This window comes from Brevundimonas sp. (assembly GCF_044336875.1).
Taxonomy (GTDB): Bacteria; Pseudomonadota; Alphaproteobacteria; order Caulobacterales; family Caulobacteraceae; genus Brevundimonas.
This window is the reverse complement of sequence record NZ_JBIIOP010000016.1, coordinates 14,271-34,972: the sequence shown is the minus strand read 5'-3', so window position 1 is coordinate 34,972 and position 20,702 is coordinate 14,271. Positions and strand designations below refer to the sequence as shown.

The following is a 20,702-nucleotide window of genomic DNA, read 5'->3' as shown; positions in this document are numbered from 1 at the left end:
GTTGATCCTGAACGAAGGAGAGACGTCCATGACCTATATCGAACCCACCCCGCCCGGCACGCCCCAGCCAGAGGTTCCGCCCGCCCAGGCGCCCCAACCCGACATAGACCCGTCAGGCGCCCCCGACGAAGTTCCACCGATGGAACCCGGCGGCGGCGGCGAAGGTGATTCCCGCCCCTATGGCGAATCGTGAAGTCAATGAACGAAGACGTTCAGACCCGTGACAGTAAAAACGCGGTTCCATCCGGAACCGTCACCGAGTCACCGGGTTCACTTCAGCAAGCGCAACGGCGAAACTGAAAGGAACACCGATGGACAGCCAGCCCACGCGACCCTCAGGCGTTTCCAAGCGAGGCTTCGCCTCCATGGATCCGGAACGTCAACGCGAGATCGCCCGCAAGGGCGGCGCCAGCGTCCCCAGCGAGAAGAGAAGCTTCTCGCAGGACCGCAGTCTTGCCGCACAGGCCGGCCGCAAGGGCGGCGAGGCCTCGCACGGATCGAAGAGGGATCCGAGCACAGAGACGGAATAGGTCTCGGCTTCGACAAGAGATTTTGGGCGGCGCGTCGAAGGATGCGTCGCTTTTTTTCTATAACCCTCACTTTGGCATGTTCCGTCACCCTCAGGCTTGTCTCGAGGGCCCACGCCAACCGCTTGGCTCACCCGCGCCTCATTCCACGTCCTGTCTAAGAATTTCGACGCAAGCGTCAGCGGACAGGCAGGCCCTCGGGACAAGCCCGAGGGTGACGATCTGGAGAGTCAGGCTCGCAGCAAGGCCAGGGCCACGCCGGGTTCCGGCGAGACGTCGAAACGGACTACCGACCACCCTGAAGCCGCAGCCGTCGCCTGGACCGATTCCGGCGTGAACTTGCGCGAGCTTTCGGTGTGGATCGTCTCGCCCGGCAGGAAGCCGAAGGCGCGTTCGCCGATGTGGACCGTCATTGGCGCCGTCGCCTCCAGATGCATCTCCATGCGCGACCGGTCGGCGCTCCAGACGGCGCGGTGGGCGAAGGCGTGGGGGTCGAAGTCGGCGTCCAGTTCGGCATTGGCGCGGACCAGAAGGTTGCGATTGAAGGCGGCCGTGACGCCCTGGGCGTCGTCATAGGCCGCGACCAGGGTCGCGGGATCCTTGACCAGATCCACCCCCAGGATGAACAGCGCGCCCTCTCCCAGCATGCGGCGCGCGGCGGTCAGGAAGCGGACGGCCTCTTCCGGTTCGAGGTTGCCGATGGTCGATCCCGGGAAGAAGCCAATCCGGCGACCACGCGGCAGATCGGCCGGCAGGGGCGCCAGATGTTCGAAATCACCCAGAACCGGCTGGACCCGCAGCCCCGGATAATCGGCGCGGATCCGGTCGGCGGCGTCCAGAAGCGCGCTCTCGCTGATGTCGAGGGGAACATAGGCGCCCAGGTCCGGGAGGGCGTCGAGCAGGATACGGGTCTTTTCGCTGGCGCCCGAGCCGAACTCGACCAGGACGGCGTCGGGGCCGAAGTCGGCGGTCAGGGCCTCGGCCCGGTCGCGCAGCAGGGCCGTCTCCTGCCGGGTCGGGTAGTATTCGGGCAAGGCGGTGATCGCCTCGAACAGGCGTGAGCCCTCGGCGTCGTAGAACCATTTGGGCGGCACGGCCTTGCGGTCTCGCGACAGGCCCTCGACCAGGTCGTGACGGAAGGCGGCGGTCGCCGGGTCGTCCTGTGATGCGGCGACGCGCGGAGCGTCCTCGGCCAGTCTCAGTCCCATGAAGGCCCACCTCTGCTGGGGGTAGAAGAAATTGCGATAGGTGATGCGGGCATGGCCCGGCGGGGTGGCGAAGGCGCCGCCGCGCAGCACCATCTGGTTGGCCATGAACTTGCCGTTGTACTCGGCGGCCGTGCCCGGCGTCGGAGCGAAACCGGGGTATGGGGCGTAGGGGCTGGCCGTCCACTGCCAGACCTCGCCCGACAGGTTGGAGAAGGCGTCCGGGGTCGTGGCGGCGGCGTATTCCCACTCGGCCTCGGTGGGCAGGCGTTTGCCGGACCAGCGCGCGAAGGCTTCGGCCTCATAGAAACTGACGTGGCGCACCGGAGCGGCGGGGTCGACCGGAATACGGCCCGTCAAGCTCATCGTCGTCCAGCCCTCGGGATCACGGCGCCAGTACAGGGGCGCGGTCCAGGCCTCGGTCTTCACCGTCGCCCAGCCGTCCGACAGCCACAGATCGGGACGGACGTAGCCGCCGTCGTCGATGAAACGGATCCAGTCGCCGTTGGTGGTCAGGTCGGCGTGGAGGGCGAACGGCTCCAGCCAGACCTTATGGACCGGCCCTTCGTTGTCGAAGGCGAAGCCCTGACCGGCATGGCCGACCTCGACCAGACCGCCGTCGAAGGCGACCGCACCGCCCATGGCTGGCTCAACGGGACGCGCTCGGGGCTCGACGGTGTAGGCGGGGGGATCCAGCGGCGAGACGGCCATCAGGTTCAGCATGTCCATCAGGAACAGCTCCTGATGCTGCTGGTCGTGATTCAGGCCCAGTTCAAAGAGATAGCGCTCCAGCCCGCCGGTGGGCTGCTGAGCCAGCCAGGCCGTCATCCTGCGGTCGATCTCGCGGCGATAGGCCAGAACATCCTCGACCGAGGGTCGGGTCATCAGGCCACGCTTCGGACGCGGCACCCGTTCGCCCAGGGCCTCATAGTAGGAGTTGAACAACTGCTGGAACCGGAGGTCCACCGGCTGGTAGTCCGGGTCTGCGGCCAGGATCAGGGCTTCGAAGAACCAGCTGGTGTGGGCCAGGTGCCATTTGCCAGGGCTGCAGTCGGCCATGGACTGGGCCGACAAATCCTCGGCCGACAAACCCTCGGCCAGACTTGGCATGGCGGCGCGGACGGCGCGGAACCGCGCCACATCGGAGGCAGCCCGGCTGTCGGGCTGGAATCGCGCATTCATCTCGGCCGCCCCGCGTCAGTCCTGATGCCCCGACCGGGCGTCGTCTCGTTCATGCGAAACGAACGTGACGCCCGGATCAGGGTTCCCAAGGAGTTGGGAAGCGTCGCCGGGATTTCAACGCACGGGTTTGCCGCCGTGCCTGGCGTATTCCAGTCGAGCGATGGTGCGGTTGTGCACCTCGTCAGGCCCGTCGGCGATGCGCAGGGTGCGGACGCCGGCGTAAAGCTCGGCCAGAGGCGTATCGCCCGAGACCCCGGCGCCGCCGAAGGCCTGGATGGCGTCGTCGATGATCTGCAGCGCCATGCGCGGAGCGGCGACCTTGATCTGGGCGATCTCGGAGCGGGCGTTCTTCGCCCCCGCCTCGTCCATCATCCAGGCGGCCTTCAGCACCAGCAGGCGGCACATCTCGATATTGGTGCGGGCGTCGGCGACGCGCTGCTCCCACACCGAATGTTCTGCCAGCTGTTTCTTGAAGGCGGTGCGGCTCAGCAGGCGCGCGACCATCAGCTCCAGCGCCCGTTCAGCCGCCCCGATCACCCGCATACAGTGGTGGATGCGGCCAGGACCCAGGCGCCCTTGCGCGATCTCGAACCCCCTGCCTTCGCCGGCGATCAGGTTCTCGACCGGCACGCGGACGTTCTCGAGCACCACCTCGGCGTGACCGATGGGCTTTTCGTCATAGCCGAAGACCGACAGCATCCGCTCCACCCGGAAGCCGGGCGTGTCGACAGGAACGATGACCTGGGACTGCTGGGCGTGGGCGGCGGCGTCGAAGTCGGTCTTGCCCATGACGATGGTCATGGCGACGTTCGGGTGGCCCATGTTGGTCGACCACCATTTGCGGCCGTTGATGACGTAATGGTCGCCGTCGCGCTCGATCCGGGTCTGGATATTTGTGGCGTCGGACGAGGCCACCTCGGGCTCGGTCATCAGGAAGGCCGAGCGGATCTCGCCCGCCATCAGGGGTTTGAGCCAGCGATCCTGCTGCGCGGCGTCGCCGTACATATGCAGGACTTCCATATTGCCGGTGTCGGGGGCGTTGCAGTTGAACACCTCGGCCGACCACAGATGGCGGCCCATCATCTCGGCCAGGGGGGCGTATTCCAGATTGGTCAGGCCGGCGCCGTGTTCACCTGGAAGGAACATGTTCCACAAACCGGCCTCGCGGGCGGCGGCCTTCATCGCCTCCATGACGGGGGGCTGGCGGGTCGAATCCTCGCGCACCTGGGCGAAATATTCAGCCTCTCGCGGGACCACCTGCTCGGCCAGGAAGCGGCCGACGCGGGCGTGCCAGTCCAGGGCCCGGTCCGAATGCTTGAAGTCCATGTCGTTTCCTCTTCCCGTTCGCACCTCTGACGGGCGCTGATACGAAAACGGCGCGGCCCCGAGGGAAGCCGCGCCGCAATCAACTCTTGCTCAGCTCGCCATCAGCGCTTCAGCAGCGGGGCCAGCTTCTGGGCGATCATCATGTCGCCGGCGATCTTCAGCTTGCCCTGCATGAAGGCCATCATCGGGTCCAGCTTGCCTTCCGACAGGGCCATGAAGTCGTCCCACTTGATCGAGACGGTGGCGTCGGCGGGCTTGTCCTCGTTGGTGACCGTGTTCGGCGTCGAGGCGCCGTCGATGAAGATCTTGCCTTCGTCGCCGAGGTCGAGCTTGACGGTCTTGCCGAGACCGGAGTTGTCGCCGACGGCGCCGCGGATGTGTTCAGTGACTTGAGCCAGATCAGGCATGGGGGCGTCTCCCTATAGGACGTTGTGAACTACGGGTTAGCCCGCATCGGCAAGGGCGCCAAGATCACGTCGGGTAAAGCTTAGGTCACTTATCGTCGGTGTTGCGCGCCCATAGGCTGGCGGCGCCCAGGGCGATCATGAAGAAGGCGAAGGCCGCGACCATGGCGGCGATGAAGGGAACGGCGTCTGCGGGCATCGGAAAATCTCCTGAGCCCGTGTCATCGCGCCGCAAGGAGGGCCGCGCCTTGATCCGCATCAAACCGTCAGCTGTCCGGATCACCATCCCGGAACCGCCATTTCATCACCAGAACGGCCGAAGCCATGACCAGGGAGCAGCTGTTGGCCACGGCGACCGGCCAGGCCTGGGTCATCCAGCCGTAGGCGACCCACAGGACGAAACAGGTCACGGTCAGGGAATAGGTCTTCAGGCTGACGGACGAGGCGTCGCGTTCCTTCCAGATCTTCAACGCCTGGGGTGCAAAACTGGTGATCGAGCAGAGGGCGGCGGCGGAGCCGACGATATTGGCGGCGAGATCGCTCACTTGATCGCACGCGACGGCCGCGCCCTCTTCGGCTGTTCCGTCTCGACGTCCTCGGCCCGCGCCGCCGGCCTGCCCTTGATCGGCCCGGCGGGCTTGCCGGCGTGGACGGCCAGGGCCCGCTTCTCGACCTCGGCCAGGATGGCGTCCAGTTCGTGTTCGGTCAGGTGTTCGATGCCGATGAAACGGGCGTCGGCCTTCTTCACCGCATAGATCAGCTCGTCCAGCTTGGCGTGCATGGCGCAGGCGTCGCGGTTCTGGGTGTTCTGGATCAGGAAGACCATCAGGAAGGTGACGATGGTGGTCCCGGTGTTGATCACCAGCTGCCAGGTCTCGCCGAAGCCGAACAAGGGGCCGCTGACCGCCCAAAGCAGCACCACCGCCAGGCAGCCGACGAAGGTCCAGGGATTGCCCGCCCATTTCGCTGTGCGGTTGGCGAAACGGATGAACAGCTTTTCCATCGAAGGTCCCTAACGGACGGGCGGCGGCCTGCGCGCCTGCGTCGCCTGTTCGAAAGCGTAGCCGAGCGAAAGGATGCGCGCGTCGTCCCACTGGCCGCCAATGAAGCTGAGCCCCACAGGCATGCCCCGGTCGAAGCCCATGGGCACGGTCAGGTGCGGATATCCGGCGACGGCGGCGAGGCGGCTGGCCGAGCCCTGCATGTCGTCGTCATCCTTGGGGTCGTTGGTCCAGGCGCGCGAGGTGGTCGGGGCGATCAGGGCGACCAGGCCGTTCTCGCGCATCAGCCTGTCGATCCCCTCGGGGCCGGCCAGGCGCAGGGACGCAGCGCGGGCCTCCAGATAATCGGGATCGTCCAGGCCGGGCTTGGTCTGGGCCTGTTCGAACGTGTCCTGGCCGAACAGGACGGTCTCGCGCGGCTCGGCGGCGTTGAAGGCGATGACCTCGGCCAGGGTGCGGGTCGGGACCTGAGCCGGGTCGGTCGAGGCCAGATAGGCGTTCAGATCGTGCTTCAGTTCATACAGCAGCACCTGGAATTCGGCCGCGCCTATTGTTCGCCCGTCCGGCCCTTCCGGCAGGTCGACCAGGACGGCGCCGGCGTCGCGCAGGGCCTGCAGGTTCTGGTCGAACACGGCCTGGGTCTCGGGCGAATAGCCCTTGAGGAAGCGCATCACCCCGATCCGGGCGCCGCGCAGAGATCCGGCGTCCAAGGCGGCGGCGTAGTCGGTCTTGCGGGCATCGGCCTCGACTGTGGCCGGATCGGCGGGATCGGAGCCGGCCATGACGGTCAGGACGCGGGCGGCGTCGGTCACGGTCGCCGCCATCGGCCCGGCCGTGTCCTGGGAATGGCTGATCGGGACGATGTGGGTGCGCGACACCAGGCCGACCGTGGGCTTGAACCCGACCACGCCGTTGACCGAGGCCGGACAGGTGATGGAGCCGTCCGTCTCGGTGCCGATCGCCACGGGCGCCAGGCCCAGGGCCACCGCCGCCCCGCTGCCGGACGAGGAGCCGCAGGGGGTGCGGGCGGGATCATAGGGATTGAGCGTCTGGCCGCCGACCGCGCTCCAGCCGCTGATCGAGTCCGACGACCGGATATTGGCCCATTCCGACAGATTGGTCTTGCCCACGATCACGGCGCCGGCGGCCCGCAGCCGGGCCACCAGAGGCGCGTCGCGGCCGGGGGCGTTGGCGGCCAGGGCCAGGGAGCCGGCCGTGGTCGGCATGTCGGCCGTCTCGATATTGTCCTTCAGCAGGATCGGCATTCCGGCGACGCCGGAGCCGGACCATCGCCCTGCCCGCTGCGCGTCGGCCGACCAACGGATCACCGCATTGGCCGTATCCGGCGGCGGTAATGCGGACGTGGCGCAGGCGGACAGACCCGCGCACACAAGAGCGGCGAGCACGCCGACCAGGGTTTCCTTGTTCGACATGCCCGTCCCCTCAGTTTTCGATCAGTCGGCCGTGTGCGACCGCAAACCGATGGTGCGGTCCAGGAAGTCCAGATAGGTGCGCCACAGGTGCAGTTGGCGCGGATTGCCGCGCACCCCGTGACGTTGGCCCGGATAGAGCATGGTCTCGAACGGGACGCTCTTCTCCTGCAGGGCGTTCAGGACGCGGGTCGTGTTCTCGAAGATGACGTTGTCGTCGGCCATGCCGTGCAGCAGCAGCAGACGGCCGGTCATATTGTCGAGGCGCGAGACCAGATCCGAGGCGGCGTAGCCTTCCGGGTTGTCCTGCGGCGTGGACATGTAGCGTTCGGTATAGGCCGTGTCGTACAGGCTCCATTCCGTCGGCGGGGCGCCGGCCAGGGCGGCGGCCAACCCCATCTTCGGCTCGGTCAGCATGGCCAGGCTCATGAAGCCGCCGTAGCTCCAGCCCATCACCGCGATCCGGGCGTCGTCCACATAGGGCAGGCTGCGCAGATAGTCGGCGGCCAGAACCTGATCCTCGACTTCGACCGTGCCCATGTGGCGATACAGGGCGTTCTTGAAGGCGCGGCTGCGATAGCCCTCGCCGCGATTGTCCATGCGGAAGACGATGTAGCCGGCCTCGGTCAGCAACTGGTCCGTCGCCGCGCCCCAGGCCCGTTTGACCCCGCCGCCCGACGGACCGCCATAGACCTGCATCACCACCGGATAGGTCTTGGACGGATCGAAGCCCGGCGGCGTCTTCATCTGCCAGACCAGGGTCTCGCCGTGGCTCTGCAGCGTGCCGAAGGTCGGCTGGGGCTGGCGCGAGACGTAAGGTTGGAACGGGTGATCGGCGTCCAGGGCGTTCTGTTCGATCCAGCGGACACGGGTTCCGTCCATCCGGTACAGGGCCGACTGCGGCGGGGTGGTCGGGTCCGAATAGTTGCCGACATAGGCCGTGCCCGTGCCGTTGACCGACACCGACCACCAGCCGCCCTCGGGCGTGATGGCCGCAGGCGTCGTGGTTTCGTTCAGTCCGACGCGGAACAGCTGCTGCTCGATCGGCAGTTCCTTGCCGTCGCGCATCGAGGCGGTGAAATAGACCTCGCCCGCGCTCTCGCTGACGCCTTCCAGGGCCAGGACCGGATAGTCCCCTTGGGTGATCGGGCAGATCAGCTTGCCGTCGCGGCCGTACAGATACAGGTGACGCCAGCCGCTGTCCTCGTTCGACCACAGGAACCGGCCGTCGGACAGGGTGCGGAAGTCGTTGTTCAGACTGACCCAGGCCTCGCCCTTCTGCGTCAGGATCACCCGCGAGGCGCCGGTGGCGGGATCGACCGCCAGCAGGTCCAGGGTCTTCTGGTCGCGCGACAGGCGTTGGACATACAAAGTCTGGGCGTCAGCCGACCAGTTGACGCGCGCCAGATAGATGTCGGTGTTGGTTCCCAGATCGACCTTGACCCGGCGATCCGCGCCCAGATCCTGGACATAGAGTTCGACGACGGCGTTGGGACGGCCGGCGCGGGGGTAGCGTTGCTCGATCACCGCAGCCCCGCCGCCGGTGATGTCGAGGCGCGGGATCACATCGACCGGGCTTTCGTCGACCCTGGCCAGGGCGATGCGTTTCTCGTCCGGGCTCCACCAGTAGCCGGTGTCGCGGTCCAGTTCTTCCTGGGCGATGAATTCGGCCGTGGCCCAGGTGATCAGGCCGTCGCCATCCGTGGTGACCGCGCGCTCGCGGCCCGAGGCCAGGTCGTAGATCACCAGATCCTGGTCGCGCACATAGGAGACGAAATTGCCCTGGGGCGAGACCTTGGCGTCAATCTCGTCGGCGGCCGTCTCGGTCAGGCGGCGCACCTTGCCGTCGGCGCGGTTGGCCAGGAAGATGTCGCCCTCCAGCGGGGCCAGGATGTAGCGGCCCTGCTGATCCCAGGAATAGTCGACCACGCCGCGGGCGCTGATCCGCATCCGCTCGCGCCGGGCCTTTTCAGCCTCGGACAATTCGCCGGCGTCGGGGACCAGGGCGCGGGCGTCGATCAGCTTGTAGGGTTCGCCCGCGCCGGTCGGGGCGGCCCACAGGTCCTGGACCTGCACATCGTCCTCGCGGCCACGCAGGAAGGCGACCAGTTCGCCGTCCGGCGACAGGCTGACCCCCTTGGCGGTCGGACCGGCCAGGGCGGGGTCGGCGAAGACCCGTTCCACCGTCAGGATGTTGGAGGGCGTCTCCTGGGCCATGGCTGAACCGGCCGACAGGAGGATGGTCGAAGCAAGGAGAACTGTGCGCATGGGCGGCGAAGCTAGCGACGCTTCTGCAAGCCGTCACGAGGAAATGTCGTGGCTGAACGGACGGCTTTTTCTTCCCTGCGAAGGGTTCTCAGCTTAGAGAGGCCGCACGATGACAGACGCCGCCCTCTCCCCCGCTCCCGTCAAGGCCAGCCCGTTCAACGAACTGGAGGTTCTGTGGGTCCGCCACTGGACCGACAGCCTGTTCAGCTTCGGCGTCAAACGGCCCGAGGATTTCCGTTTCCGCTCGGGTGAGTTCGTGATGATCGGCCTGCCGGGGGAAGACGGCGGCAAGCCGGTGCTGCGCGCCTATTCGATCGCCAGCCCCAACTGGGCCGAGGAACTGGAGTTCTTCTCGATCAAGGTCGCAGACGGCCCCCTGACCTCGCGCCTGCAGAAGATCCAGGCCGGAGACACGGTTCTGATGGGCAAGAAGCCGACCGGCACCCTGGTTCTGGACGCCCTGACCGGGGGCGAGCGGCTGTTCCTGATCGGCACCGGCACGGGCCTGGCGCCCTGGCTGAGCGTGGCGCGCGATCCCGACACCTATTCCCGCTTCGGCCATGTCTATGTGATCCACACGGTGCGCAGCGTCGCCGACCTGGCCTATCGCGACTTCTTCACCCGCGAAATCCACGAGGATCCGCTGATCGGCGAAGAGGCTGCGGCCCAGCTGACCTATTATCCGACCGTGACGCGGGAAGAGTTCGAGACGCCGGGCCGGATCACCGACCGGATCAAGTCAGGTGACTTCTTCCGCGACCTGGGCCTGCCGGAAGGCTTCGACCCGGCCAAGGACCGCGCCATGCTGTGCGGCTCCATGGCCATGATCAAGGAAGCGGGCGAATTGCTGGAGACCTATGGGCTGAAGGAAGGCTCGAACGCCGAGCCGGCCGACTATGTGCTGGAGCGGGCCTTCGTCGGCTGAGGCTTGGCTTCGTCCGTTCGACGAGCTAACCCGACGGCCATGCACCACCCTGCCCTAGTCGCCGTCGATTCCCGGGTCGATCCCGCCGAATGCCGCTCCATGACCGAGGTCCGTCAGGGCGTCGACGCCCTGGACCGCGCCCTGGTGGCCCTGCTGGCCGAACGTCAGCGCTACATGGACGCCGCCGCCCGCATCAAGCCGGACCGCGACGCCGTCTTCGACCAGGCCCGCATCGACGACGTGGTGGCCAAGGTCCTGGTCGCCGCCGAAGCCCACCACCTGTCGCCCGACATCGCCGAACCGGTCTGGCGCCTGCTGATCGACCGCTGCATCGCCCACGAGTTCGCGACCTACGACCGGACTCGGAGCTAGGCTCTAAGGCCTCTCAGCATCAGTTCGTGCCGATAGGCGGCCACGTCGGTCAGGGCAGCCTCAAGGGCCGTCCTGACCCGTTCCAGCGCCGGGACCGCCAGCCCCTGTTCCACGGCCTCCGCCTCGGCGCAGATCGACGCCAGTTCGCGGGCGCCTATGCCCGCCGCCGCGCCGCGGATGGTGTGGACCCCGTCCCGCCAGCCCTCGACCTTCGGGTTCAGCAGGGCTGACCAGAGAGCGGCCTGTTCGACGAACAGGCCCAGCACCTCTTCCGAAATACCTGCGTCGTCGCCGGTCATGCCTTCCAGCACCGAGAAGTCGACGACGCCGGACAGGTCGCGGCGGGCCATCAGGCGGCCTCTTCCTCGCCCTTGGCCAGGCGGGAGTTCTTCGACGACCACAGCAGATAGATGGCCACGCCGACGATGTTCCAGATCACGAAGCCGATCTGGGTGATCGGTTTCAGGCTGAGGAAGAAGACGATGCAGCCGATCACGCTGATCGCGCCGACGACGGGCCACAGCGGAGCCTTGAAGACGCGCTTGCGGCCCGGCTCGCGGATCCGCAGCACGATCAGGCTGACGCCGACCGAGCAGAAGGCCGCCAGCGTCCCGGCGTTGGCCAGGGAGGCCAGTTCATCCAGCGGCAGCAGGCCGGCCAGGATGGCGACGACAATCGCGGTGAAGATGGTCACCACGGCGGGCACGCCGCGCGACGACACCTTGGCCAGGCGGCGCGGCAGCAGGCCGTCGCGGGCCATGCCCAGGAAGATGCGGCTCTGGCCGAACAGGAAGGCCAGCAGCACGGTCGGCAGGGCGATCACGGCGGCGGCGGCGATCCACTGGGCCGCCGTCCCCTGCCCCATCTGGCGCAGGATCAGGGCCAGGGGCTCCGGGCTTTCGGCGAAGTCGGCTACCGGCCGGGCGCCGATGGCGGCGGCCGCGACCACCAGGTACAGGGCCGTGCAGATCAGCATCGAACCGACGATGCCGATGGCCAGATCACGCTCGGGCTTCTTGGTCTCCTCCGCCGCCGTCGAGATGGCGTCGAAGCCGTAGAAGGCGAAGAAGATGATGGCCGCCGCCGCCATCACCCCCGTCTGGACGAAGGGGGCGCCGAAACCATTGGGCATGAAGGGGGTGAAATGCTCGGGCTTGAAGGCCGGCAGAGCAATGGCGACGAAGACGACCAGGGCGGCGATCTTGATCAGCACCAGAACGGCGTTCAGGGTCGCGCTCTCCTTAGTGCCCAGCAGCAGCAGACCGGTCACCACCCCGATGATGGCCACGGCCGGCAGGTTGATGATCCCGCCCGCATGCGGCCCGGCTATCAGGGCCGTCGGGAGATCGATCCCCAGACCGGACAGAAAGCCGACGGCATAACCGGACCAGCCCACGGCCACGGCGCTGACCACCAGCGAATATTCCAGGATCAGGCTCCAGCCCACGATCCAGGCGATGGCCTCGCCCAGGACGGCGTAGGAATAGGTGTAGGCGCTGCCCGCCGCCGGCATCATGGTCGACAGTTCGGCATAGGCCAGGGCGGCGCAGGCGCAGACCAGACCGGCCAACCCGAAGCTGATCAGCACCGCCGGCCCCGCCAGCCCCGCCCCCACCCCGATCAGGGTCAGGATGCCGGTGCCGACGATGGCGCCGACGCCCAGGGCCAGCAGGTGCGGCCAGCTGAGTGTCGGTTTCAGACGCGGCCCGTCATGCGGCGCCAGCATGGCGTCGATCGAACGACGCCGGTTCCAGAAGGCCATGATGCTTACTCCCCCGCCGCTTGCCGCAGCCTGATTCCGCCCTGACCATAGACCGTCAAAGAAAGTTCGCGAAAGCACTTGCCAACCCCCGAACGGCTGGGTAGTAGGAGCGCCCTTCGGGACGGCAACCGCCGCCGAAGAAAAGACGATCGGTCGGGTGATTAGCTCAGTTGGTAGAGCAGCTGACTCTTAATCAGCGGGTCCACAGTTCGAACCTGTGATCACCCACCATCGTACTTTCCTATTTCGAAATGCGCCAACAGACGGGACGCCCCTGTCCAGGCACGTGCGTGACCAGCGCCGTTGGACAGGGCGAAGACCGACGTGAAAAGGCCCCGGTGAACACCGGGGCCTTTCGTGATTCCGCAGGCGCTTGGCGGCGGATCGATCAGCAGGACGCCGGGACCTTGCCTTCGACCGCCCAGTTCACCGCCGCGTCGAACAGCTTGTGGCCTTCGGGGGTCAGGTTGTCGAACGAGCCGTTGTCCATGCCGATGAAGACACGACGAGCCGGGGCGTCGAACGTTCCGTCCATGGTCGCGCCGGTCTCATAGGCGTAGAGCATGGCCTTTTCCGGCTCGCCGGGGCGGGTCATGATGATGTCGGCGCCCAGGCCGGGCGTGCCCCAGCCGGCAGGCTGGCGCGCAGCGGTCCAGACGATGGCGCCGGAGGGCAGGCCCGCAGACATCGGATGGGGCGCGCGCACCATCCAGCCGTAGTGACCTGTCTCGACCTCGCCGAACTGCACGTCGCGGTGCAGGCCCGTGAAGCGAAGGTCGTCCTGGAGGTCGTTCTCCCAGGTCAGCAGCGGCTGTTTCATGTCGCGCAGCCGGTCGATCGCGGCCCGATCGGCGGTGAACTGGTTCGAGCGCACAGTGGACGACAGGATCACCAGATCGAAGCCGCAGGTCGACGGCATGGCCGACAGGCCCTCGGTCGTGGTGACGTCGAAGCCTTCCTGACGCAGGTGGGCGAGAACGGCCGGGTCGCTGGACCCGCCGGGGACTTCGGACCGCATGACCATGAGGACGCGAGGCCCGGCCATGGCCGAGGACGCCATGCCGATGGCCAGGACGGCGGCCAGGGCGACGGCCGGGGCGACGGAACGTTTGAGATTTTTCAGCATGGGACGGCTCCGATCAGAATTGGCCGCTCAGGCCGATCAGGAAGGTTCGACCGGCCGCAGGCGAGATCTGATAGCGCGACACGGAAGAGTCGATGTAGTCGTCGTCGGCGATGTTCTTGATGCTGAGCGTGACGCGCGCCTTGTCGGACACGCGATACCAGACCGAGGCGTCGAACCGCTCGTAACCGCCGATGCTGAAGCTGTTGGTCAGATCGCCGTAGCGGTCGCTGGCCAGGTAGACCCCCGCGCCGACGCCGAAGCCCTGCAGCGCCCCGGCCTGCGGTTCCCAGGCGCCCCACAGACTGCCGCTCCACAGCGGCACATTGCCCAGACGCGCGCCGACCTCGAAGTCCGTCGAGGACAGGACTTCGCTGTCCGTATAGGCGACGTTGCCGATCACCCGCAGGCTGTCGGTGATCTGGCCCGCCACGTCCAGTTCCACGCCGCGCGCGCGCTGCTCGCCCGCATCGAGGTTGAAGCCGGGGTTGTTCACGTCCTGCTGGGCGACGTGGGCGCGGGTCAGTTGATAGGCGGCGCTGGTCAGGGACAGCCGGCCGTCGAACAGCTCCGCCTTCACCCCGACCTCATACTGTTCGCCCGTCTCGGCTGGGATCGGCGCGCCGGTCAGGGTCGGTTCCGGCTTGGCCTGGAACGATTTGGTGTAGTCGGCGAACAGGGAGACGTTGGGGATAGGCTTGAACACCAGGCCGACGCGCGGCGACCAGGCCTTTTCGTCCGACTCGTAGGCGGTCACGCCGGCGTCGCTCTGCTGGGCGTGGTCATAGCGCACGCCGACCAGAAGATTCAGACGCTCGCCTATGTCGATCTGGTCCTGCAGATAGAAGGCGGGCGATTTGGCGTTCACCTCACGGTCAGGCCGGAGGACAAAGCCCGTCGGGCGGGCGCCATAGATCGGGTTGTCGATGTCGATCGCCGCCAGCGGACTGTTGGCGAAGGTCCGGAGACGATAGGATTCGCTGTACTCCAGCCCCGCCACCACCGTGTGATCGATGGAGCCGGTCGCGAACCGGGCCACGGCGTCCAGCTGGAAATTATAGCTGTGGTTCTCTTCGTCCTGCTGCACGGCCGTGCGGCTGACGGTGCGGGCGCCGGTCGTCTCATCCACGTTGATGCGGGTGTAGTTGATCCCGAACAGCGAAAGCTCGCCTTGATCGTAATGGCCGACATGGCGGACCGTCAGCCAGTTGGTCAGATCGTGTTCGACCCGATAGTTGAACTCGTAACGCTGCGACTCGAAATCCGCGAACTTCTCGCCCAGGAACCGGTCGCGCGGCAGGCTCACCTCCAGATTGCCGGCGGCGTCGGGCGTGGCCACGATCCCGCGGTCGACCGGGCTGGTCTGACGCAACCAGGTCAGGCTGGCCAGGGCGCGGGTCCTGTCAGTGGGCTGCCACGAGATCGACGGCGCCAGGAACTGTCGGTTGAACGGAACCTGGGTGTCGCGGAAGGTGTCGCTGCGCTGGATCGCGCCGATCAGGCGATAGGCCAGCCCCTGATCGGCCAGCAGCGGGCCGGTGAAGTCCAGTTCGCCGCGCCAGAAGTCGTCGCTGCCCGTCTGGACCGTATAGTTCTGCTCGGCGACCAGCTTGGGCTTCTTGGTCACCATATTGATCAGGCCGCCGGGATCGCCCCGGCCATAGAGGACCGAGGCCGGCCCTTTCAGCACCTCGATCCGCTCGATATTGGCCAGGTCGCGGTAGCTGTCGTTGGTCTCGACCGCCGGGCTCAGCATGACGCTGTCGACGGCGTAGTAGGAAGAGCGGAAAGCCCGGATGGTGAAACTGTCCGACCGATTGCCCGCCGAGGTGCCGGCCTGGATTCCGCTGACGTTCATCAGGGCCGAAGTCATGTCGGTGATCTGCTGTTCGTCGATGACCGCGCGCGACACGACCTGGTCGACTGGGGCGTGTCCATCAGGTCCGCGCCCGTGCGGGTCGCTGTGGTGGTGCGGTGCACGGCGTAGCCGTCGTTGGCCTGTCCCAGGACGACGATCTCGGAAAGCTCCTGCGTGTCAGCCGCGCTCGCCGTCCGCTGCGGGGTCTCGACCTCGGCGGCCAGTGCGCCGCCCGCCATCGTCAGGGGAAGAAGGATCGCCAGGCTGCTGACGGTGAGACGGGCTTGGGCTTTGAACGACATGAGGCGACTCCACTAGCGTAGCCTTGGGGAAGGCGCAGGCTCGTTAGTGTGTTTGATAATCGCTTGCAACACACCCTGCCGCATTGCAGCAATTTTTGGCCCGTTCTGTTGCGAGCGCGAAGCAGGAGCGGTAGGCACGGCGACTGTTGCTGATCGCGTGCCCGTCACGTCAACGGCGTGAACGAGGCGTGCGATGCTCCGACAGGTCCTGTTCCAGATTCACTGGTTCCTCGGCGTCACCGCCGGTCTGGTCCTGGCCGTCATGGGCCTGACCGGGGCGATGATGAGCTTCGAGGACGAGATCATGGGCGCCCTGACCGCCCGAGCCTATGAGCAGCCGGCCGGAAGCGTGACGCCCCTGTCGCCCGATCACCTGATCGCACGGATCGCCGAACAGCGCCATGGGGACCGCATCCAGCGGCTGATCATCGGCGCCGAGCCCACCCTTCCCTACCAGGTTCGTATTCAGGGCGAGAAGGGTCGCGAGGACAGGCTGGTCGATCCCGGGACGGGCGAACTTCTGGGTCACCGCCCCGGCGCGCCCTTCTTCGAGACCGTGCGCCGCGTCCACAGGTTTCTGGCCCTGCCCGGAAATGGAAACGGCTGGGGTCGCCAGATCACCGGCGTCGCCGCCCTGTCCCTGATCTTCTTCGCCCTGTCCGGCCTCTATCTGCGCTGGCCGCGCCGGCCGCTGGACTGGCGCAACTGGCTGGTGCTGGACCTCAGCCGCACGGGCCGCAACCTGTATCGCACCCTGCACGCGGTGATCGGCGGCTGGATCTTCATCCTGTATCTGGTCTCGGCCCTGACCGGACTTTGGTGGTCCTACAGCTGGTACCAGGACGGCGTTCGCTACATGCTGACTGGCGAAAGGCCGGAGGCGGAACGCGCCGCCCCGGCCGGCGGCGGAAAGCCCCGTCCGCCGGTCTCGATCGACGCCGCCTGGACCACCTTGCAGCGCACGATCGGCCAAGACTACGCGGCCGTCACGGTGACGCCGCCCGCGCCGGGCAAGCCGGTCCGGTTCGCCGTCCTGCCCCGGGGCGCGCGCCACGACCGGATGACCGATGTCTATGACATCGACCAGAAGACGGCGACGGTGAAGAAGCGGGACCTCTATGCCGATCGTCCGATCGGCAAGGTGGTGGTCACCTCCATGCTGCCGATCCACAAGGGCTCCTTCTTCGGTCTGCCCGGCCGGATCATCATTCTGCTGTCGTCCTTGACCATGCCGTTGTTCACCGTGACCGGTCTGCTGCTCTATCTCGGCCGTCGTCGACGCAAGTCGGAAACGCGCCGCGTCATGGCCGAAACCGCCACGCCTGACGCCGCGATCGCCGACGGCCGCCTGCTGGTCGCCTACGCCAGCCAGACCGGCACGGCGGAACGGATCGCGCGTCGGACCGCCGCAGCCTTTGCTGCGGAGCCCGCCCTGCTCAAACCCCTGTCCGCCGTCACCGACGCCGACCTGAGGCGGGCCGAGCGCGCCCTGTTCATCATCGCCAGCTATGGCGAAGGCGAACCGCCGGACGCCGCCCGGGCCTTCGCACGACGCATGAGGACGCGGCCGGCCTCCATGCCCGACTATGCCGTCCTCGCCCTCGGCGACCGGGAATATCCAGACTTCTGCGCCTTCGGTCACCGCTTCGATCAATGGGCCCACGGCGGCGGCGGCCGTCGGCTGTTCGACGTCGTGGAGATGGACGGCGACGACGTCGACGCCCAACGCCAGTGGCAGCAGCAGATCACGAGCCTGGGGGCGGACGCGGACACGCCCGACTGGGCGCCTGCGCCCTTCTTCCCCTGGCGTCTGGTGGAGCGCAGACCCCTCAATCCCGGCGGCCCCGGCGCCCTGGCCTTCCATATCGGCCTTGCGCCCCTGGATGGCGAAACCCCGATCTGGCGCGCGGGCGATATCGCCGAGGTGTCACCCCGCCATGATCCCGGACGGGTCTCGGCCTGGCTCCAGGCCGCCGGCCATGACGGCGAGGTTCGGGTCGGAGACCGGTCGCTCTCGGCGCACCTCGCCGACAATCTGCTGCCGGACCCCGACGCCGCGCGCAACCAGGCGGCTGGCGATATCGTCGCCGCCCTGCGCCCCCTGCCCCATCGTGAATATTCGATCGCCTCGCTTCCCGACGACGGCCGCCTCGAACTGCTGGTTCGCCAGACGGCTCGGCCCGACGGCGGCCTGGGTCTGGGCTATGGATCGGGTTGGTTGACGGCCATTGCCGCGATTCAGGCCACGATCCGGATTCGCATCCGGGCCAATCCCAATTTCCATGCGCCTGACGACGCCGCCTCCCTCATCCTGATCGGCAACGGCACCGGTCTGGCGGGCCTGCGCGCCCACCTGCGCGACCGAGCGCGGCGCGGCCTCAGGGGCGACTGGCTGATGTTCGGCGAACGCAGCCCGGATCATGACGCCTTCCACGACGCGGAGCTCCAGGCCTGGCTCCGAACAGGCGTGCTCGATCGGCTGGACCGGGCCTGGTCGCGCGCCGCAGACCAGGTCCGTTATGTCCAGGATCTGATCCCGCCCCAGGCCGAACTGCTGCGACGTCGGGTGGACGCCGGGGCCGCCATCCTGGTGTGCGGAAGCCTGGAGGGCATGGCGGCGGGTGTCGACAAGGCCCTGCGCGACGCCTTGGGCGACGACCGGATCGAAGCCCTTATCGAGGCCGGCCGATACCGGCGCGACATCTATTGAAGCGAGCCCCAAGGCCTATCGGTCGCGCCTAGGCTTCGTCGCCGTCCGGACGATAGGCGTCAAGGTTCAGGACGCGCAGTTCGACGCCGCGCGCGGAGGTCGCCTCTTCACGAAACAGGTGGTCGAGGTTCTGCAGCGGGCGTCCCGGCTTGCGCATGCGAATTGCCGTGTGCAGCAGGTCCGCCAGATCGAGCGTCTGCTCGCAGGACATCATGGTCGTGGCCAAGAGCAGCTCGCTGCGCAGGGCCAGAAAGGCGGCGTTCGGCATGGAACGGCCGGGCGGATGCTTGCTTCCCATCACTCCTCCAATCACGGCGACTTGACGCGCCTTAAAGAGCGGGGAGACGACCCAGGGGCCTTGGAGGATGTCCGACGGCCGCCTCCCCTCGAAGCAGCGCCATCCACGGGGGAGTGGTTGGCGGCGCCAGCCTCGATGACACCTTCAACCGGGACGTGTCCGCCGTCATCCGGAGCGCCCCTCAGTACCAATCCGGGCGGCGCGTTCAGACTTTGTAAACCACGTCAGGCGGCGTCAGCAGCCAGTTTGAGCAGGTCGGCGAGGGTGCGGACGCCCAGCCTGTCCATCAATTGGGCGCGGTAGGTCTCGACCGTTCGCGGACTCAGCGACAGCGACTGGGCGATGGTCTTGTTGGTGCCGCCACGCGCCAGACCGTCCAGAACCTCGCGCTCGCGCCGACTCAGTTCGGCGATCTTGTTCCGGGCGCCTGACGGGCCTCGCGACGATTCCCGCGATCGGGGGCCGTCGGACGGCAGGGCGGCGCGGGCCGCCTGGACGATGGCTTCCGGCGGCGTACTCGCCGGCAGAACATTGGCTGCGCCCAGCTTCATCAGTTGGACGACCTCGTTGAGCTGATGATCGAACGACCCGACCGCGATCCACGGAAGACGGGCGCTGCTCACCCCCAGGACGCCGGCCGCCTTGATCAGGCTGCCCAGCTCCCTGTCCGAAGCCAGGACCACCACGCCAGGCACCAGGTCGTCCGACAATTTCGCGAACGCGGCGACGTCGTCGAAGCTGCGAACCTTGAAACTGCTTCGGGTGAAGGCGTGAGTCAGGCGGTTTTGCGCGGCCGCATCGGCGTCGATCAGATAGACCCGCGGATCGGTGTCGCTGGTCACGTCCACCAGCAGGCCGCCGATCCGGGCGATCACGCCACCCGGACCGCGAATCGGAAACGCCGTCGCGTGGAACCAGCGCAGTCCGCCGTCCGCCGTCGGGGCCCGGAACTTGCCCTGCATCGTTTCGCCGGCGGCGATGAGGTCCAGCGCGCCGGCCATCTGCGCCTGATCGTCCGGATGGACCAGTTGAACCCATTCGTCCCACGAGACCGACTCGCCCGACGCCGGCAGCGCCCAGGCGGAGCGGAAATGCGGGTTCAGGCCCTGGACACGACGGCTGGCGACGTCGGCGGTCCACATCATGGTGGTCTCCGCTCCGGAGAACTCGCGGACGAGCTCGTCCCGATCCGTGACGCCCTCTGCGGCGACGCGCCAGTCCTCGATATCCACCGCCGAACCGCACCAGCCGATGAACCGGCCGTCGCCCTCCCATATCTGCTGCGCGCGTATCAGGAACCAGCGATAGTCGCCCAAGGCCCCCTTCAGTCTGGCCTGACCTTCGAACGGCTTGCGCGTTTCGCGACAGGCCGCCTCGATCTCCGCCAGCGACGCCGCCTCGTCGGGATGGAAACAGTCCTGGAGGCGCATCTGCTCGAGTCCGTCCTCGCCCAGGAAGGTCTGAAGCTCCTGGTTGACCCAGGTCAGCCGCCCCCAGGCGTCGCACCGCCAAAGCATGGCCGGGGCCATGTCGGTGACGACACGCAGCGCGGCTTCGCGCGACCACAGCGCCTGTTCCGCCAGGAAACGCCGAGTCGTCTCATAGACCACGCCCAGAACCCCGCCCGGCGCGCCTTCGGCCAGGAGGATCGGGGAATAGGAAAACGACCACCAGGTCTCCTCCAGCTGCGCATTGCGCAGCAGGGGAATCTCCAGATCCTCGAAATAGCTCGCGTTCCCGACCCGTGCGCGCTGGAGTATCGGCTCCACCAAGGCCCACGCTTCGGGAAAGACCACTTGCATGGGCTGGCCCTGACAGGCGCCCTTCCCCCTCAGCACGGCGTCGTAGGCGTCGTTGTGGAAAAGCAGATGCTCCGGGCCCCACGTCAGGCACATCGGAAAGCGGGAGTTGAGCACGAGGTTCAGGCTGGAGACGAGCACCTCGTCCCAGCCCGCCATCGGACCCAGCGGAGTCTCCTCCCAGGCCCTCGCGCGAATATAGTCAGCCGC

The 20,702-nt window shown here is 67.3% G+C and carries 19 protein-coding genes and 1 tRNA gene; 6 read left to right on the top strand and 14 right to left on the bottom strand.

Annotated elements, in window-relative coordinates; all coding sequences use genetic code 11:
• Positions 1–28 precede the first annotated feature (28 nt).
• Positions 29–193, top strand: coding sequence for a hypothetical protein (locus ACIQ1T_RS15310; RefSeq protein ID WP_395945411.1), 165 nt, complete (start codon positions 29–31; stop codon positions 191–193).
• Positions 194–311: 118 nt separating this feature from the next.
• The gene (locus ACIQ1T_RS15305) at positions 312–530 is read left to right on the top strand and encodes a general stress protein (protein WP_395945410.1); all 219 of its coding nucleotides are present in this window, start codon (positions 312–314) and stop codon (positions 528–530) included.
• Positions 531–757: 227 nt separating this feature from the next.
• Here ACIQ1T_RS15305 and egtB read toward each other — a convergent pair whose 3' ends face one another.
• The 7 genes from egtB to ACIQ1T_RS15270 all read right to left on the bottom strand — a co-directional run bounded on the left by egtB (position 758) and on the right by ACIQ1T_RS15270 (position 9,343).
• Entirely contained in the window at positions 758–2,914 is a 2,157-nt protein-coding gene (gene egtB, locus ACIQ1T_RS15300; protein ID WP_395945409.1) for an ergothioneine biosynthesis protein EgtB, read from the bottom strand.
• Between the two features lie 114 nt (positions 2,915–3,028).
• Positions 3,029–4,240, bottom strand: a complete 1,212-nt coding sequence (locus ACIQ1T_RS15295; RefSeq protein ID WP_395945408.1) for an acyl-CoA dehydrogenase family protein — start codon at positions 4,238–4,240, stop codon at positions 3,029–3,031.
• Between the two features lie 101 nt (positions 4,241–4,341).
• Positions 4,342–4,647: an SCP2 sterol-binding domain-containing protein gene (locus tag ACIQ1T_RS15290; RefSeq protein ID WP_295191351.1), complete on the bottom strand. Its 306-nt coding sequence runs from the start codon at positions 4,645–4,647 to the stop codon at positions 4,342–4,344.
• A 263-nt stretch (positions 4,648–4,910) separates the two neighbouring features.
• On the bottom strand, positions 4,911–5,189 hold the full coding sequence (locus ACIQ1T_RS15285) for a SemiSWEET family sugar transporter (RefSeq protein WP_395945407.1): 279 nt from the start codon (positions 5,187–5,189) through the stop codon (positions 4,911–4,913).
• A complete protein-coding gene (locus ACIQ1T_RS15280; RefSeq protein ID WP_395945406.1) occupies positions 5,186–5,647 on the bottom strand; it encodes a low affinity iron permease family protein in 462 nt (153 codons plus the stop codon). The genes ACIQ1T_RS15285 and ACIQ1T_RS15280 overlap by 4 nt, the downstream gene beginning before the upstream one ends.
• A gap of 9 nt (positions 5,648–5,656) precedes the next feature.
• The gene (locus ACIQ1T_RS15275) at positions 5,657–7,078 is read right to left on the bottom strand and encodes an amidase (protein ID WP_395945405.1); all 1,422 of its coding nucleotides are present in this window, start codon (positions 7,076–7,078) and stop codon (positions 5,657–5,659) included.
• A 21-nt stretch (positions 7,079–7,099) separates the two neighbouring features.
• Positions 7,100–9,343: a S9 family peptidase gene (locus ACIQ1T_RS15270; protein ID WP_395945404.1), complete on the bottom strand. Its 2,244-nt coding sequence runs from the start codon at positions 9,341–9,343 to the stop codon at positions 7,100–7,102.
• A 109-nt stretch (positions 9,344–9,452) separates the two neighbouring features.
• On the opposite strand from ACIQ1T_RS15270, the gene ACIQ1T_RS15265 reads away from it, so the two are divergent.
• Both ACIQ1T_RS15265 and ACIQ1T_RS15260 read left to right on the top strand, forming a co-directional pair.
• Positions 9,453–10,268, top strand: coding sequence for a ferredoxin--NADP reductase (locus ACIQ1T_RS15265; protein WP_395945403.1), 816 nt, complete (start codon positions 9,453–9,455; stop codon positions 10,266–10,268).
• Positions 10,269–10,307: 39 nt separating this feature from the next.
• On the top strand, positions 10,308–10,640 hold the full coding sequence (locus tag ACIQ1T_RS15260) for a chorismate mutase (protein ID WP_395945402.1): 333 nt from the start codon (positions 10,308–10,310) through the stop codon (positions 10,638–10,640).
• On the opposite strand, the gene ACIQ1T_RS15255 is transcribed toward ACIQ1T_RS15260, so the two are convergent.
• Both ACIQ1T_RS15255 and ACIQ1T_RS15250 read right to left on the bottom strand, forming a co-directional pair.
• Positions 10,637–10,990: an Hpt domain-containing protein gene (locus tag ACIQ1T_RS15255; protein WP_395945401.1), complete on the bottom strand. Its 354-nt coding sequence runs from the start codon at positions 10,988–10,990 to the stop codon at positions 10,637–10,639. The genes ACIQ1T_RS15260 and ACIQ1T_RS15255 overlap by 4 nt on opposite strands.
• Positions 10,990–12,402: an amino acid permease gene (locus tag ACIQ1T_RS15250; protein WP_395945400.1), complete on the bottom strand. Its 1,413-nt coding sequence runs from the start codon at positions 12,400–12,402 to the stop codon at positions 10,990–10,992. Before ACIQ1T_RS15250 ends, ACIQ1T_RS15255 begins: the two co-directional genes overlap by 1 nt.
• Positions 12,403–12,557: 155 nt before the next feature.
• Between ACIQ1T_RS15250 and ACIQ1T_RS15245 the strand changes: the two genes are divergently transcribed.
• A tRNA-Lys gene (locus ACIQ1T_RS15245) sits at positions 12,558–12,633 on the top strand.
• 157 nt (positions 12,634–12,790) lie between these two features.
• Here ACIQ1T_RS15245 and ACIQ1T_RS15240 read toward each other — a convergent pair.
• Genes ACIQ1T_RS15240 through ACIQ1T_RS15230 form a run of 3 tightly spaced genes read right to left on the bottom strand, consistent with a single transcriptional unit; the run spans position 12,791 to position 15,685 of the window.
• A complete protein-coding gene (locus tag ACIQ1T_RS15240) occupies positions 12,791–13,528 on the bottom strand; it encodes a hypothetical protein (RefSeq protein WP_395945399.1) in 738 nt (245 codons plus the stop codon).
• A gap of 13 nt (positions 13,529–13,541) precedes the next feature.
• Positions 13,542–15,437 (bottom strand): TonB-dependent siderophore receptor, encoded by a 1,896-nt coding sequence (locus ACIQ1T_RS15235; protein WP_395945398.1) that lies wholly within the window; start codon positions 15,435–15,437, stop codon positions 13,542–13,544.
• Positions 15,395–15,685, bottom strand: a complete 291-nt coding sequence (locus ACIQ1T_RS15230) for a hypothetical protein (protein ID WP_395945397.1) — start codon at positions 15,683–15,685, stop codon at positions 15,395–15,397. Before ACIQ1T_RS15230 ends, ACIQ1T_RS15235 begins: the two co-directional genes overlap by 43 nt.
• Before the next feature lie 193 nt (positions 15,686–15,878).
• On the opposite strand from ACIQ1T_RS15230, the gene ACIQ1T_RS15225 reads away from it, so the two are divergent.
• The gene (locus ACIQ1T_RS15225; protein ID WP_395945396.1) at positions 15,879–18,395 is read left to right on the top strand and encodes a PepSY domain-containing protein; all 2,517 of its coding nucleotides are present in this window, start codon (positions 15,879–15,881) and stop codon (positions 18,393–18,395) included.
• A 28-nt stretch (positions 18,396–18,423) separates the two neighbouring features.
• Here ACIQ1T_RS15225 and ACIQ1T_RS15220 read toward each other — a convergent pair whose 3' ends face one another.
• Both ACIQ1T_RS15220 and ACIQ1T_RS15215 read right to left on the bottom strand, forming a co-directional pair.
• Positions 18,424–18,693 (bottom strand): hypothetical protein, encoded by a 270-nt coding sequence (locus tag ACIQ1T_RS15220; RefSeq protein ID WP_395945395.1) that lies wholly within the window; start codon positions 18,691–18,693, stop codon positions 18,424–18,426.
• 224 nt (positions 18,694–18,917) lie between these two features.
• Positions 18,918–20,651, bottom strand: a complete 1,734-nt coding sequence (locus ACIQ1T_RS15215; RefSeq protein ID WP_395945394.1) for a PAS domain-containing protein — start codon at positions 20,649–20,651, stop codon at positions 18,918–18,920.
• Between the last annotated feature and the right edge of the window lie 51 nt (positions 20,652–20,702).